Genomic DNA, 15,969 nt, shown 5'->3' with positions numbered 1-15,969 from the left:
TTATGCAATCAATGGCGGTGACTAAGATCACCAAAAAACGCCCCATCGAAACGTTTCGATGATCATTATCACACTCTAAAACAATCAAACGTGCAAATGATAAATCAGACACTATTATCACTATCGAAACGTTTCGATGGCTTTTCTTGAGTTGTTCTCAACCCATCAAGCGTTATTTTTCGATAGGTCGTGATATGAAAAAAAGTACTCTAATAAACTCTGAACTCTCTTACCTAGTGGCGACTCTTGGCCACACAGATGAAATCACGATTTGTGACGCGGGCCTGCCAATTCCAGACCACGTAACTCGTATTGATCTTGCTTTAACTCACGGTGTCCCTAGCTTTCAGCAAACGGTAAAAACCATGCTGGATGAATCTCAAATCGAAGGCGTTGTGATTGCAGAAGAGTTTGCGAAAGTAAGCCCAGAGCACCACGCAGCGCTGATTGATTTGATCAAGACAGAAGAAGCACGTTGTGGCAAATCGCTTTCTATTACTTACATCACTCATGAAGAATTCAAACAGCGAACGCATGAAAGCCGTGCAGTGATTCGCACCGGTGAATGCACACCCTACGCAAATGTTATTTTCCAAGCTGGCGTAACCTTTTAGCTCAAGCAAAACGCAACGACAGCTCAGTGTCATCACTGAACCAAAAGAATACATAGACAGAACAATCAAATACAACTGGCCCCGAGTAAAGGAACCGACATGACTCAAGCCATTTTAGAACTTAGCTCAATTGAGAAAGCCTTCCCTGGTGTTAAAGCACTGGATAAGGCAAGCCTCAACGTTTATCCAGGACGCGTAATGGCGTTAATGGGTGAAAACGGTGCGGGTAAATCAACGCTCATGAAAGTGCTTACGGGTATCTATCACTTGGACGGCGGCACTATCGCCTACCAAGGAAAACCTGCTGCATTTAAAGGGCCACGTGATTCTCAACAAGCAGGCATTAGCATCATTCACCAAGAACTGAATCTAATTCCTGAGTTGACCATCGCCGAGAACATCTTCTTAGGTCGTGAAATCACGGGCACCATGGGTCGTATCTTGTGGAACGAGATGTACCAAGAAGCCGACAAGCTACTTAAACGCCTTAACGTGAAACACAGCTCGAAAACACCTTTAGGCCAGTTGAGCCTTGGTGAGCAACAAATGGTAGAGATCGCAAAAGCCCTATCGTTTGAATCTAAGGTCATCATCATGGATGAACCAACTGATGCGCTTACCGATACCGAAACCGAGTCGCTATTTAAGGTAATTAACGAGCTACGTTCTGAAGGCTGCGGCATTGTTTACATCTCTCACCGCTTGAAAGAGATCTTTGAGATTTGTGACGACATCACGGTACTTCGTGACGGTAAGTTTATTGGTCAGTGTGAAGTTAAAGACACCGACGAAGATGGCTTAATCGAAATGATGGTTGGCCGTAAGCTAGACGAACAATACCCACGTATCGGGCAGAGCCACGGTGAAACCTGTCTTGAAGTGATTGGCCTGACGGGTTCTGGTGTTCATGACGTGAGCTTTACTCTAAAGCGCGGCGAAATCCTGGGTGTATCTGGCCTTATGGGTGCAGGCCGAACTGAACTGATGAAAGTGATTTACGGTGCCCTTCCAAGTGAACGCGGCGTCATCAACCTAGAAAATAAAACCATCAACCCTGTAAGCCCGAAAGACGGCTTGGCCAATGGCATTGCTTACATTTCTGAAGACCGTAAAGGCGATGGCTTAGTTCTAGGGCTTTCTGTTAAAGAAAACATGTCGTTATGTTCACTTGACCTACTAACAAAGAGCGGTCAAATCCAACATAAAGACGAAGTGATTGCAGTAGATGACTTCATCAAGCTATTCAACATCAAAACCCCGACGCGCGAACAGATTATTGGCAACCTTTCTGGTGGTAACCAACAGAAAGTGGCTATCGCTAAGGGCTTGATGACCAAACCAAAAGTACTGATTCTCGACGAGCCAACGCGCGGTGTCGATGTCGGTGCTAAGAAAGAGATTTACCAACTCATTAATAAATTTAAAGCCGACGGCATGAGCATCATTTTAGTCTCATCTGAAATGCCAGAAGTGTTAGGAATGAGTGACCGCATCATGGTGATGCATGAAGGCCGTGTAAGCGGTGAATTTGATGCTAAAGAAGCAAACCAAGAATTATTACTGGCGTGTGCGGTCGGTAAAAAGATCAACGAGGACGCAGCATGAGTACTAAAACCATGAGCAAAACAACTGAAGCTCCAAAGAAAAAACCGTTAATCAGCAAAGAGTGGCTGATTGATCAAAAGTCATTGATTGCTTTGCTCTTCCTGATTGTTGTCGTTTCTTTCTTAAACCCGAACTTCTTTACTGTCGACAACATCCTAAACATTCTGCGCCAAACCTCGGTTAACGCAATTATCGCTGTAGGTATGACGCTGGTTATCTTAACCGCGGGTATCGACTTGAGTGTTGGTTCTGTACTGGCGCTTTGTGGTGCGTTCGCAGCCAGCATGATTGGCATGGAAATCCCTGTGATGATCGCAGTACCAACCGCTCTTGTAGCAGGTGCAGCATTAGGTGCGATTAGTGGTGTGATTATCGCTAAGGGTAAGGTTCAAGCCTTCATCGCAACGCTTGTCACCATGACACTACTTCGCGGCGTAACCATGGTTTACACAGATGGTCGTCCTATTTCAACAGGCTTCACAGACACAGCAGACGCATTCGCTTGGTTCGGTACTGGCTACGCAATGGGTGTACCGGTTCCAGTATGGATCATGGTCGTGGTATTCGCAGCAGTATGGTACCTACTTAACCACACACGCTTTGGTCGCTACGTTTACGCACTGGGTGGCAACGAATCAGCAACTCGCCTATCAGGCATCGACGTAGACAAAGTAAAAATCGGTGTTTACGCAATCTGTGGTCTGCTAGCTGCAGTGGCAGGCATCATCGTGGCATCGCGTTTGTCATCTGCTCAACCAACCGCAGGTATGGGTTATGAGCTAGACGCTATCGCAGCCGTAGTTCTTGGCGGGACAAGCTTAGCTGGCGGTCGTGGCCGTATCATGGGCACATTGATTGGTGCTCTGATTATCGGCTTCCTAAACAACGCCCTAAACCTACTAGACGTATCTTCTTACTACCAGATGATTGCAAAAGCAGTGGTTATTCTTCTGGCAGTATTGGTCGACAACAAAAACAAATAAAACCTATTCACACTCTAGGTTAATACAAGTAACACCCTGTTTTACCTTAAAATATTAGAATCTATAAATAATGTAACAACGAGCTAGGACTCACCTCTTAGCTCCCCCTACACAAAGGACTTACACCATGAAAAAATTAGCGACTCTTATTTCTGCTGCTCTTCTTTCTACAACAGTATCTGTGTCTGCACAGGTGCAAGATACAATGGCAATCGTTCTGTCTACATTGAACAACCCATTCTTTGTAACCATGAAAGATGGCGCAGAAGCGAAAGCTGAAGAGCTAGGCTACAAGCTTATCGTTCTGGATTCTCAAAACGACCCAAGCAAAGAGCTGTCGAACATTGAAGATCTAACCATTCGTGGTGTTAAGGCAATCCTGATCAACCCAACAGATTCAGACGCCGTGTCTAACGCAATTCGCATGGCTAACCGTTCAAACATCCCAGTACTAACACTAGACCGTGGTGCAAGCCGTGGTGACGTAGTAAGCCACATCGCTTCTGATAACGTAATCGGTGGTGAAATGGCAGGTCACTTCATCATGGAAAAAGTGGGCGAAAAAGCGAAAGTAATCCAACTTGAAGGTATTGCTGGTACTTCTGCAGCTCGTGAACGTGGTGAAGGCTTCATGAATGCAGTAAACGGCAGCGACCTTGAGCTTCTTGCAAGCCAACCTGCTGATTTCGACCGTACTAAAGGTCTGAACGTAATGGAAAACTTGCTTGCTGCTAACCCAGATGTACAAGCAGTATTTGCTCAAAACGATGAAATGGCACTAGGTGCACTTCGCGCAGTTCAAGCGTCAGGTAAAGACGTAATGATCGTTGGCTTTGATGGCACTGAAGACGGCATCGCTGCTGTTAACCGTGGCCTACTTGGCGCAACGGTTGCACAACAGCCTGATCTAATCGGTTCTCTAGGTATCGAAATGGCAGACAAAGTACTGAAAGGCGAAACAGTAGACGAGTACGTACCAGTACCTCTAAAAATCATCGCTAAGTAATAGTTACTAGGTAACGCGATATAAAGCAGGGGTCCCCTATCCCCTGCTTTGCTTAACTCATCAGCCCATTAGATCACTGACTTAACATAAAAACTAAACCCGACAGTGCATCGCTGTTTCTCATAAGCCGCTAACAAGGCGAGTAATCAACACCATGAGAAAGACCCATGCATTTTCAAATACGATATATCATAAGGCTCGTATCATGACTCAACTGATTGTTTTAGGTAGCGTTAACGCTGACCACGTACTGCAAGTTCCTTCGTTCCCTCGTCCGGGTGAAACCTTGATTGGCGGTAACTATCAGGTCATCCCTGGCGGTAAAGGCGCAAACCAAGCAGTCGCTGCTGCGCGATTAAACGCAGATATCGGCTTCATCGCCTGTGTCGGTGACGACCCATTCGGCATCAACATTCGTCAAGACTTCGCTAAAGACGGCATCAACATCGACGGTGTTATCGTGGCAGACAACACGCCAACTGGCATCGCGATGATCCAAGTATCCGCAACGGGTGAAAACAGCATCTGTCTTTCTGCAGAAGCTAATGACAAGCTGACTTGCGACCAAATCGAACCACATCTAGAGAAGATTCGCGGCGCTAAATACTTGCTGACTCAGCTTGAAACGCCAATTGAAGGCATTGAATACGCTGCGAAAGTAGCAAAAGAGAGTGGCACGCAAGTCATTCTAAACCCGGCTCCTGCTCGTCCATTATCGGATTCACTGCTTGCTTGTGTTGACGTGATTACACCGAACGAAACTGAAGCAGAAGTGCTGACAGGCATTACCGTGACGGACAACGCGTCTGCTCATCAGGCTGCGTTGGCTCTGCATGCTAAAGGCATCGAAACGGTAATGATCACGCTAGGCGCGAAAGGCGTTTGGGTGAGTCATCGTGGTCAAGGTAATGAAGCTAGCGAAGGTGAATTAATCGCAGGCTTCCGCGTTGAAGCTACGGACACAACCGCTGCTGGTGATACTTTCAATGGCGCATTAGTCACAGGCTTGCTTGAAGACATGCCATTAGAACGCGCGATTAAGTTTGCTCACGCTGCCGCTGCCATTTCAGTGACTCGCTTTGGCGCTCAAACGTCGATTCCAAGCCGTGCTGAAACCGATGCGTTTTTGGCAGAACAACTGTCGGCTTAGCTTGATACCTATTTGAAGGGTTAACTCCTGAGCTAAACCGTAGTTAACGGATGTAAGCCTTCAAATTCGGCAACAACAAATATCAAGCATAAGCCCCTGTTTTCAGGCAGAATATCGCCCAACGTGGAAAAGTGATTCCCACAAGGATTTTATATGGCAACAATGAAAGACATCGCTCGGGTTGCAAAGGTTTCAACGTCTACCGTGAGCCACGTGATCAACAAGTCACGTTTTGTCAGTGAAGAGATTGCTGAGCGTGTTAACAGTGCGGCTAAAGAACTCAACTATGCGCCGTCTGCATTAGCTCGCAGCTTGAAAATGAAGCAAACCAAAACCTTGGGAATGCTAGTGACCACATCCACCAACCCATTCTTTGGCGAAGTGGTAAAAGGTGTGGAACGTCGTTGCTACGAAAAAGGCTACAACCTTATCTTGTGTAACACCGAAGGCGATAGCGAACGCATGAAATCCTCTATCGATACCTTGCTGCAAAAGCGAGTCGATGGCCTGATGCTAATGTGTTCTACCCTTGAAGGCGAACATATCGATGTATTCGAGCGCTACCCAGAACTGCCTGTTGTAGTCATGGATTGGGGCCCTATGTTGTTTGCGAGCGATAAGATCCAAGACAACTCGCACCAAGGTGGCTACATGGCAACTAAGCACTTGATAGATAACGGTCATTCTCAAATTGGTTGTATCACTGGCCCACTGCACCGTAATCAAGCTTCGTCTCGTTATCAAGGCTTCAAGCAAGCAATGGAAGAAGCCAATTTAGAGATCAACCCTAAGTGGATTGTTGAATCCAACTTTGAATGTGACGGTGGTTTTGACTCTTATCAGACATTGAAAACTCGTGGTCAAATGCCGTCTGCCTTGTTCGTCAGTAACGATATGATGGCGATGGGCGTGATTCACGCTGCGGCGCAAGATGGCACATCGATTCCGAATGATCTGTCTATCATTGGCTACGATGACATCCACCTGTCGAAGTACATGACACCCGCGTTAAGCACTGTCCACCAGCCAAAACATCGTTTAGGTAAAACCGCAGTGGATACGCTTTTGAGTAGATTACAAACTCCAGATGCTTATCCGCAAGTCGTTGAACTTGAACCTACTCTTGTTGAACGAAGCAGCGTAAAAGCGCTTTAATACTCGCCACACTCATCACACCGTTGAAAGCTAGCTTATTGAGCTAGCTTTTTTGTCTTTGAAACATAATAACGCCGCTTAATCGCCCCTAAAATGCCGTTAATATGCGAAACTTACACGCTAAAGTATGTATTTACGCACTCAGCAACTATTTGCGCACTTAACGACTAATGATCATCTACACTAACAGTGAATAACAACGACATGGAGAGCGCTGTTTTATGATCGCGGGTTGGTTTGACAATATATCCCTACAGAAAAAGCTATTAGTCAGCTTTTTGATTCCTATCGCTTTGATGCTTATCGTGGCTTTTTCTGTCCATGAAAACACCCGAACGGTTGTAAAAGACAATAATTGGGTTGTACACACACATAAAGCCATCGCTCGGGCTCAAGAACTTCTCAGCTTAACAGTCGACATAGAAACGGCTGAACGTGGTTACTTGATCACGGGTGATCCTGTTTTTTTAGAACCCTACCATTTAGCTCTTGATGTATGGCCTCAAAAACTCCAAACCCTTGCGAATCAAGTGAGTGATAACCCACCTCAAGTAGAACGCCTATATAGAATCGATGATATTCATAAAACATGGCTGAAACAGTCTGGAGAGAAAGAGATCAATCAACGCAGCCTTGTCAATAAAGGCGAAGCTGAAATACAAAGTGTCATCGACCTCACTCAGCAGCAAACCGGAAAAAAATTGATTGATGAGATTCGCCAAGAGATTGCTCAATTCATTGAAATTGAACAACAACTTATTATTACCAGGGTCGAAAAATCGGAGAACTCAGCCAATCAAACCAGCTACATATTAATCCTCGGAACACTGTTTTCCGTGTTCATATCACTCCTTGTTGCTGCGTGGGCGTCAAAGCGTATTAATCGAAGATTACACACCCTACTTGAGGCCACTAACCAAGTTGCCGCTGGCCATTTGGATCAAGGTGCTGCAACTCTGGAATTGAGTTCGAATATAAACACCCAAGACGAAATCGCTCATCTCAAACAAAGCTTTCAAAAAATGACAGACAATTTGATCAGTAATGACAGTGAAATGAGAGCGAAAACTCGGGAGCTAATCGCCGAACGAACCAAAGCTGAAGCCGCAGTAAAAGCTAAGGGCGATTTTCTGTCTACCATGAGCCACGAGATCAGAACGCCAATGAACGGCGTTCTTGGAATATCTCAAATCATTGCAAGCCAGACCCAAGAACCCGAAACAAAAGAGAACATCAACATCATTCTCGATTCTGGTCACCACTTGATGACAATACTCAACGACGTTCTCGACTTCTCAAAAGTCGAAGAAAACAAGCTTGAGCTAGATGTGGCACCCTTTAATTTTGTTCAAGTCATGCAGCCTGTATGCAGCGCTCTAAAACCCTTAGCCGATGAAAAAGGCATTCGCCTGTTGATCGAAAATAACATACCGAAAAACATCCAACTCGTCGGAGACTGTGCAAGGCTACGTCAAATCATGTTCAACTTGGGCGGCAATGCGACCAAATTCACCAAAGAGGGTCATGTGTCCATTCAAGCTGACCTCAATCGCCCCAACAATCAACTGATTCTGACCGTGACAGACACCGGAGTTGGTATCCCGAAAGATAAGCACGAACAGGTATTCAATTCGTTCGAACAAGCAGACACTTCCACAACAAGGAAGTTTGGCGGAACAGGGCTTGGCCTCGCAATCGTCAAGAACCTAGTCAACCTCATGAATGGAGAAATCACATTAACCAGTGCTGTTGGGCTTGGCACAAAATTCCAAGTCTCTCTGCCTATCACATGGCAAGAAAGCAAAGCGAAAGACATCGCAACCCATACAGTCGATGCAGAAACTCTCAGTTATGACTCGTTAAGTATCCTGTTGGTGGAAGATAACCGTATTAATGCCATTGTTGCACAGGGCTTTTGTGAAAAGCTCGGCCATCATGTCGATCATGCAGAGAACGGAAAACTAGCAATTGAACGCCTCAAAACCACTCAATATGACCTTATCTTGATGGACAATCATATGCCTGAAATGAACGGGGTCGAGACAACAAATTACATCCGCGAAAAGCTGAAACTCGATACCTTGATATTCGCTTATACGGCCGATGTATTCCGTGAGGCGCATGACAACTTCATTCAAGCCGGTGTCGACCATATTCTGACCAAGCCTCTGCAGCAAGAGAGTTTCTTCGACGCCCTACAACAGTTCTCAAGTCGATTACCGAAACAAACCGCAGCCGAAGGTTCGAGTGAGAATGAAAATATTGTCGAGCTTCATCGTAAGCCTATTGAAACGCTGAGGTTAACGGAAGAAGAGATCAGCCACTCAGAAGTGATACACATACTGAAAGACGACACGGAAGGGTTCAGCTTACTCATCGACTCAACCATTATTGAGTTCGAACAGTCGGTTGACCGTGTCATCGAATACTATTTAGCGAAGGAGTTGGAGCCACTTTGTCGCACCCTGCACTCCATTAAAGGCATGTCACTAAACTTAGGCCTTAACATGCTTTCTAAGCAGGCATTGGAACTAGAAGTCGAAGCCAAAAATCAACAATTGCCGGATATTGAACGACTGCAAAAGCTGCTCAATCGCCTTATGGTCAATATCCATCAAGCTCAGCGGATGAAAAACGCCCATTCAGTCGAGCATCTGAATCAAATGAACGATCAAGCTTAAGAACGCTTCGCTCCCAAGCTAAAACGCAAGGCTTAATCACCTTGCGTTTTTCGATCTTATACCGCGCTAGTCTCTGTTCTAGCGATTTAACGGTCTATCGGTTTAGCGGTTTAACAGATCGGTGATTTGCTGCATCTCATCTTCAACATCAACGCCATTGTATTGCGGCGCAATCGAGAGATCTTGAATACTCACGGTTTCTACCGATTGCTTGTCGTTAAGTTTAGTCACTAACTCCCCTTTGGGTGAGTAGGCTCGGCTTCCACCACAATAAGCCGCGGTAAACGCATTAACCACATCTTGCCCGAGGCGATTACAAGTAACCATGTGACACCCTTCCTCCAAGGCTCTCGCTTGAGCAATGGCAAAACTATGATGCCCACCGAAGTTGGCAGGGTGAAGAATAACGTCGACCGACTGATACCCTCTCATGATCTCCGGGAACCAAATATCAAAGCAAATCGCGACACCAAACTTTAAGCCTTTGTGCTCAAACGAGAGGCGTTCCTCCCCTCTCGAGAAATACTGCTTATCGAATTTGGTTTGACTGATTTTTCTATATTTGTGTCGTAAACCGGAAGCATCCACAACCACGACGCTGTTGTAATATTGGCCGCTATCTTTCTCGGCAATACCAGCAACAATCAAGGTGTGATGCTTCGCTGCAAGCTGCGTTAATGAATCAATAGTACTGCTGTCGGCGAAGTCTTCAGCCAATTCATGAATTTCTTCAGCCTCATTAAAAATATACCCAGTCGTGAACAGTTCAGGCAGTAAAGTAATATCGCCAACTGACGGCTCCGCTTGCAAAAGATCAGAGACCGAATCTATATTCTTTTGTTTGTTTTTGTATTCAACTTCAAGCTGAATAAGCGTGATACTGACATTATTCAAAATCGAATCCTTGCTAGGTAAAACTTCAAGCTGTAATGCTTCAAGCTAGAGACTAAGAACTAAGAACTAAGAACGAAAGAGTAAGGCAATCCCCTATCGCTTTCTTATTCGCCCGCCAAAGGTTGAAGCAGGTGCACAGTCCTGTACGTATTTTAAACCTGCCTACGGCGCTAATTAAGGCTCTGGTAAAACGGGAGGCGTGCTGTCCATATAGGTTAAGAAATTCACCCACACCTCATGCGTGCGCTGCTTGGTTAACGTCATCTTGCAGGAAAGCGCCATAACCCCTCGAATAGAACCTTCACGCCATTGGGTGTACACAGAATCACAATGTGCTGTCATGTACGCCTGCCAGCTCTCCTGAGCCTTCTTAATTGACGCCACCAGCTCAGCATCGTAAGCATTGTGCTCAAAGCTGACCGCAAGGTATTTATCCAGTTCCGCTTGTGCAGATTCCAACTCAATTGCCGCACACTGATTGATCTCGATGGTATTCATCGCATTCTCGCAATCAACAACACCTTCGTCGGCCAACGCAGAGAATGAGAAGCACACCGCTATAAGTGCTGATATCAGTTTTTTCATAATGGTTTATACGAGATGTTCATAAGTAATAGGAAAAGATTAAGCCTCAATGACCATTTCAAGATTCAATAGATAGTGGATACTTGCTCCAAAGTAATGCAAAAGCACTCAATGTAAATCCATCCGTAATCTCACCACGAGAAATCAACCTTCGAATATCTGACTTGGCAACGTTCACAATCCCATTTACTTCGCTGTCACATTCTTTAACGCGCTGTTCTTCCCTAACTTGTGCTAAATAAATATCGACTTCAGAAGCTAAAATGGCAGAATTAGGTTTAACAGAGCCAAGTTTTTCTACCTGTGATGGCTCAACTAAATAACCAGCTTCTTCAAACAGCTCCCTCATAGAAGTTTCAAGGCTGGACTGTTGGTCTTTCCCATAACCTCTTGGGGCTTCAATTTGGTTTTCTTTGCCGTGAGCAATCCTAGGTATCAAGACAAAAATATAAGAGTCACTAGTTTCTACTAGCACCACAGCACCATTTTCAGAATCTGGCTCTATGACATAGTGGAATACACCGTCTTTGACTACGCTGAACCAAGGGTTTGAATACTGTTCAATCATTTTATTTCAAGTCCCATATATTTTTGCATTTTTGGATACATGCCAAACCAGTTCTGTCTTGTCATGGTCTTCTCTGCACTGTCTTTGAGCTTGTCTTCTATGTAGCCCATGGCTTCATCAGTTATAAGCTGCATCAACTCTACACTGCCCAATGTGGAAATTATTTCAAAAGCTTTGTAAGGATATTGGATCAACTCAATTTCATTTTTTAATGATTTGTATACAACACCTGCATCAAGTATTTTCTCGGGAACATTATTTAGTATTTTTATGTCGTCTAACAAAAAGCCTTCTCCCTTAGTCGCAAACAGTGAGTTGTATGCAGGGTTAATTACCTCACTCTTAAACCTCAAAGACTCTATTGAACTAATTTTACCGAAGTAAATGTCCGATTGACTGTACCAGTCTGATCTTGAATACACTTTGTCGGTCATGCTCTTAAATAGAATCCTATCACCGTCAGACTCAAAATAATGGTTCAATGCTGAGTCATCGTCGATACGACGAAATACCTCATGTTGTAAAGCATCTTGCTGTAAAGCGACTCTCTCTGAACGATAGATTATGCTGTCGAGTGCAAACTGAGTATCTCGCAAGCGCTTACGTAAAATACCTAACTGATGATTGCTTAAACTCCCTTTAAGAGGATTCCCTTCAAAGCTTGAGAAAATGAAATTGTCAGGTAAATTTTCAAAATATTCCTCCAATTCAAAGTTACTCTCTAAGTTAAACCCTCTAATAACTAGTTTGCCAGCTCCTTCTTCATTTAAGTATTTTACAAGGTTTGCCCGCATCAGGACTTCATCAAAACATGGGTTATCAATCAATGTGTTCGGGGACAGCACTACACCATCTCCAAACGTCATTCCCATTAAAAATCTCTTTCGTAACTCACAACGGTCTAACTGCCTCACTGAATCACAATTTGAGAGCAATAGTTTTTCTTTGAATAACAATTCGAAATCCTTTTCATCGACGCATATTGTAGTAAAGCAACAATAGCTAACCTGCTAAAACTTGCTCAAAATCATATCAACCCCACCAAGAAAAAACGAGATAACATCAAGATTTTGCTGGTAAAACTAGAAAACATATTATTTATATCAATAATTCGTGCCTGCACTCACACTATTAATTATTTATATTGCTACCTAAACGCTAACTTTATAAATTAAATCGAATGCTCACATAAATCGGTAACGCTTCTCCAACTATGGATATCAAGTACCAAAACATTGCCAAGACTTCATTTTACTTTGCCATCTCTTTCTTTTTTTCCATGGCAATGCTCATTCCTTTTACACCGTATCACTACCAAACATTAACCGAAGACACATCAAGGTTAGTCGAAACCAGGTTAGAAGGGATCCAATCAAGGTTCGACCGTTTTTTATCTGAAGTTAGACCTGAACAGTCATGCGACGCGATCGTTAGACAGCTTCGACAAAACGTTTTTGAAGCCGATTGGGTAAAAGAAGCAGCGGTATTCAATAAACAGAACCGATTTTACTGTTCAACCACCGATGGTGACGTTTCATTTCGCCTATACAGCACCATCAGGCAGCGACTCAATGACGACCCGAATTTAACAACCCTGTCGTATTCCAACTCGGCCATCACGCAAGTTCAGTCCATCATGCTCATTTTCTCGAACAAAGAAGATGCCGGAGTGAGCCTGATGATTCCGCCACACTTCATCTATGACCTTGTTGAAACAAACCTGAGCAGCCATGGAATACAGGCCAAAGTTGAAGTGATCAAAAGAGATATCCACCCTACCGATATTGACTCATCAATCGCCAAGGTGCGGATACAATCAAACACCTACCCATTGACCATCACCTCATACATTGGGTATCAGTTTTATCTTCACTTCATGTTGAGTTATTTATGGTTTGGCTTTTTGATGGCCGGAATCACCACCATTATTCTCCTTTCCATCAAGCATAAAAAGCAGAGCCAACGCAGCTTAGAATATTCGCTTTCAAGTGCGCTAAAAAACCAACACCTTCATGTTCACATGCAGCCTATCGTTAACCAAAACACCAATGAGATCGTCGGCTGTGAGTCACTATTACGATGGAACGACCCAATTGAAGGTAACGTCTCCCCGGCTATTTTCATTCCGCTTGCTGAAAGCTTAGGCTTAATTGAGGAGCTCACCTACTTCGTGCTGCGCAAAGTATTAATGACGTTGAAAAGCAATCAAGATGTGTTCGACTCAAAGTACATCAGCGTCAACATCAGCCGCAACGTAGTGTCTAACAGTAACTTCTCTAACAAAGTGATCAGCATCTTTAAAAGACACCCTGAGATCCTCAAGCAGGTGGTTTTTGAAGTAACCGAATATGGTGAATGTTCTGATGCCGACATGGTCAAAATTAGAGACAACCTAACCAAGCTATCGAACAGGGGCGTCAGAGTCGCGATTGATGATTTTGGTACAGGCTACGCAGGGTTAGATTTCGTAAGACAGTTCCCGTTCAGCATTCTCAAAATCGATCGCGTGTTTGTGAAAAACATATCCGACGAATCCAGCTTTGGTCTCCCTTTGCTAGAGTCCATGCTTCAACTATCACGCTCCTTAGGCATGCAAGTCATCGTCGAAGGTGTCGAGTATGAATCCCAAGTGAAAATCTTATCTAAGCTCGGTGTCGACTATATCCAAGGCTTCTATTTTTATAAGCCGATGCCGATAAACCTGACTGTCAGCTTACTCAGGCAGCAGCATTTTGAGTCCGATAACGTTGAGGAACAAACCAACCAGACATTTCCTTGTTACATAAGGCACTAAAAAACTGCGAAAGAAAACGCGAAGGCTATGGGTCTCCTTTGATGAACATTTAAATCATCGCATCATTGAATGCATCACAAGGGATATCATGGAAAAGACACTTCAAACCAAACTGGCGACTAGCCTACTACTGCTGAGAATCGGCATTTTTATCGTCTTCTTATTCTGGGGCTTAGATAAGATCCTTGTCCCTGAGCACGCGACAAAAGTACTGTCTGGCTTTTACGGCATCGACATCTCGAACAATGCGATGATGGCTCTGGGTGTCGCGCAGCTCGGATTTTTAGGCGCATTCGTTGTAGGCATGTGGAAAAAGTACACCTACGGAGCCATTTTGGTCTTGCATGCAGGCTCAACTTTCGCCTCTTTTGGAAAATACATGGACCCGTTCAATAACCTTCTATTCTTCGCCTCTTGGCCAATGCTCGCAACCTGTGTCGCACTCTTCTTACTGCGCGACTACGACACTTACAGCGTTGCCAACTAATACAAAGGGCGCCGTTATTGGCGCCCTGTTTGGTTGGGTTGATTCTTATCAACCTAAAATACTCTGTTAGCTGTATGACCCTATTTTACATTTCTATAAGTTACTAGAAACCCTGTCAAACCTATTGAGAGAGCAGCAATACATACTCCCCTCAGTATTGCATCATTGAGATAAGCTGAGTAGAAAAGCATTGCAATAAATGCACTACATGACACCAAAAAAGGTGCAATTGAACGATGGGTAAAACGTGAAGTATCAACCACACTATAACGATCTAGAACCAAATCCAAGAGCAAGAGCATGTGCATAACAAACAAAACATTTAGTACTGGAAGTACCCAGTAAAACCAACTATCTACAGGAAAGCTAAATAGTTGAACAAAGGTAAGGTGAGCCAATATAAAAAACAAAATACTTTTCCAACCATTCGAACTACTTTGTACTCTAATGCGGTATGTTCGTCGGGCGACAGAAGCAAGTGGCTTGACTGAAGAAACCCAAATAGCCAACCAAACTATAAGTAATACCATGGTTCAAGAGCCTCTAAATTAAGGTTTACGCAGCTATTTTGAATTAGATATCTAGAACTATAATCCCAAGATATCGACACTTTACGCCTTGCTAAGGTGTGAGCAAACCAATACCTTAGCCTCCGCATAATACCTTAAACACATAAACCAACGCATAGTAAAAATGCCACGCGTTGCGAATTATTCTTAAGCAACTTGTTATACCTCTTGGTTGAGGCTAAAATGACCAAAACAAAGACCACTTAAGAGACCTATTACATGACCACTAGAATTTTAGCCGATGTTGCTGCAAGCATTACTGAGTTGAAAGCTAACCCTATGAAAGTTGCAACTAGTGCTTACGGTGAACCTGTTGCTGTACTGAACCGAAATGAGCCAGCATTTTATTGCGTACCAGCCGAAGCGTACGAAATGATGATGGACAGACTCGAAGATCTTGAACTACTAACTATTGCGAAAGAGCGTGAATCTGAAGAGAGCATTTCGGTAAATATTGATGACCTATAAACTCGACTTTAAAAAGAGCGCACTCAAAGAATGGAAAAAGCTTGGCTCAACGCTTCAACAACAATTTAAGAAAAAGCTAATCGAGCGTTTAGATAACCCGCATATTCCGGCTTCAAAACTCTCTGGAGCTGACAACATGTATAAGATTAAGCTACGCCAATCGGGCTACCGTCTCGTCTACAAAGTTGAAGACGATGTCATCATTGTAACCGTCTTAGCAGTCGGAAAACGCGAACGTAGCGATGTTTACCGTAAAGCTATGAAAAGGTTAGATGATTGATTGCGGTATCAACGAATGACATGGATTCCCCCTACCGAGGATCTGCCACACTTATGTGGTACTTAAATGCATCGGAGGCACCATGTCTGATTATTCTTATTTCTGCGGTATCGACCTAGCTAAAAACCAC

At 44.0% G+C, this 15,969-nt stretch carries 15 protein-coding genes; 11 read left to right on the top strand and 4 right to left on the bottom strand.

Annotated elements, in window-relative coordinates:
• The first annotated feature begins 194 nt into the window (after window positions 1–194).
• From rbsD to AB4512_RS14640, 7 genes are all read left to right on the top strand, one after another.
• The gene (gene rbsD / locus AB4512_RS14670) at window positions 195–614 is read left to right on the top strand and encodes a D-ribose pyranase (RefSeq protein ID WP_017060853.1); all 420 of its coding nucleotides are present in this window, start codon (window positions 195–197) and stop codon (window positions 612–614) included.
• A gap of 99 nt (window positions 615–713) precedes the next feature.
• A complete protein-coding gene (rbsA, locus tag AB4512_RS14665; protein ID WP_372175105.1) occupies window positions 714–2,219 on the top strand; it encodes a ribose ABC transporter ATP-binding protein RbsA in 1,506 nt (501 codons plus the stop codon).
• A complete protein-coding gene (gene rbsC / locus AB4512_RS14660; RefSeq protein WP_017060855.1) occupies window positions 2,216–3,202 on the top strand; it encodes a ribose ABC transporter permease in 987 nt (328 codons plus the stop codon). Before rbsA ends, rbsC begins: the two co-directional genes overlap by 4 nt.
• A gap of 127 nt (window positions 3,203–3,329) precedes the next feature.
• Window positions 3,330–4,208 carry a ribose ABC transporter substrate-binding protein RbsB gene (gene rbsB, locus AB4512_RS14655; protein ID WP_372175104.1) on the top strand — a complete coding sequence of 293 codons (879 nt, stop codon included), beginning with the start codon at window positions 3,330–3,332 and terminating at the stop codon, window positions 4,206–4,208.
• 205 nt (window positions 4,209–4,413) lie between these two features.
• Window positions 4,414–5,358, top strand: a complete 945-nt coding sequence (rbsK, locus tag AB4512_RS14650; RefSeq protein WP_017064747.1) for a ribokinase — start codon at window positions 4,414–4,416, stop codon at window positions 5,356–5,358.
• Between the two features lie 153 nt (window positions 5,359–5,511).
• Window positions 5,512–6,513 (top strand): substrate-binding domain-containing protein, encoded by a 1,002-nt coding sequence (locus AB4512_RS14645; RefSeq protein ID WP_372133071.1) that lies wholly within the window; start codon window positions 5,512–5,514, stop codon window positions 6,511–6,513.
• A gap of 221 nt (window positions 6,514–6,734) precedes the next feature.
• A complete protein-coding gene (locus AB4512_RS14640) occupies window positions 6,735–9,194 on the top strand; it encodes a CHASE3 domain-containing protein (protein WP_372133074.1) in 2,460 nt (819 codons plus the stop codon).
• Window positions 9,195–9,296: 102 nt separating this feature from the next.
• Here AB4512_RS14640 and AB4512_RS14635 read toward each other — a convergent pair whose 3' ends face one another.
• The 4 genes from AB4512_RS14635 to AB4512_RS14620 form a co-directional block, all read right to left on the bottom strand.
• Window positions 9,297–10,088, bottom strand: coding sequence for a carbon-nitrogen hydrolase family protein (locus AB4512_RS14635; protein ID WP_372175103.1), 792 nt, complete (start codon window positions 10,086–10,088; stop codon window positions 9,297–9,299).
• Window positions 10,089–10,262: 174 nt separating this feature from the next.
• Window positions 10,263–10,673 (bottom strand): lysozyme inhibitor LprI family protein, encoded by a 411-nt coding sequence (locus AB4512_RS14630; protein ID WP_372175102.1) that lies wholly within the window; start codon window positions 10,671–10,673, stop codon window positions 10,263–10,265.
• Between the two features lie 58 nt (window positions 10,674–10,731).
• The gene (locus tag AB4512_RS14625; protein WP_372110681.1) at window positions 10,732–11,241 is read right to left on the bottom strand and encodes an NUDIX hydrolase; all 510 of its coding nucleotides are present in this window, start codon (window positions 11,239–11,241) and stop codon (window positions 10,732–10,734) included.
• A complete protein-coding gene (locus tag AB4512_RS14620; RefSeq protein WP_372110678.1) occupies window positions 11,238–12,113 on the bottom strand; it encodes a hypothetical protein in 876 nt (291 codons plus the stop codon). The genes AB4512_RS14625 and AB4512_RS14620 overlap by 4 nt, the downstream gene beginning before the upstream one ends.
• Before the next feature lie 341 nt (window positions 12,114–12,454).
• Between AB4512_RS14620 and AB4512_RS14615 the strand changes: the two genes are divergently transcribed.
• The 4 genes from AB4512_RS14615 (at window position 12,455) to AB4512_RS14600 (ending at window position 15,839) form a co-directional block, all read left to right on the top strand.
• On the top strand, window positions 12,455–14,035 hold the full coding sequence (locus tag AB4512_RS14615) for an EAL domain-containing protein (RefSeq protein WP_372175101.1): 1,581 nt from the start codon (window positions 12,455–12,457) through the stop codon (window positions 14,033–14,035).
• Window positions 14,036–14,123: 88 nt separating this feature from the next.
• On the top strand, window positions 14,124–14,522 hold the full coding sequence (locus AB4512_RS14610) for a hypothetical protein (protein WP_372175100.1): 399 nt from the start codon (window positions 14,124–14,126) through the stop codon (window positions 14,520–14,522).
• Window positions 14,523–15,310: 788 nt separating this feature from the next.
• Window positions 15,311–15,559, top strand: coding sequence for a type II toxin-antitoxin system Phd/YefM family antitoxin (locus AB4512_RS14605; RefSeq protein ID WP_004730320.1), 249 nt, complete (start codon window positions 15,311–15,313; stop codon window positions 15,557–15,559).
• On the top strand, window positions 15,549–15,839 hold the full coding sequence (locus AB4512_RS14600) for a type II toxin-antitoxin system RelE/ParE family toxin (RefSeq protein ID WP_053302227.1): 291 nt from the start codon (window positions 15,549–15,551) through the stop codon (window positions 15,837–15,839). The genes AB4512_RS14605 and AB4512_RS14600 overlap by 11 nt, the downstream gene beginning before the upstream one ends.
• Window positions 15,840–15,969 lie beyond the last annotated feature (130 nt).

This window comes from Vibrio sp. 10N.222.52.B7 (assembly GCF_041474275.1).
Classification (GTDB): domain Bacteria; phylum Pseudomonadota; class Gammaproteobacteria; order Enterobacterales; family Vibrionaceae; genus Vibrio; species Vibrio crassostreae_C.
This window is presented reverse-complemented; position numbering and strand designations above follow the sequence as displayed.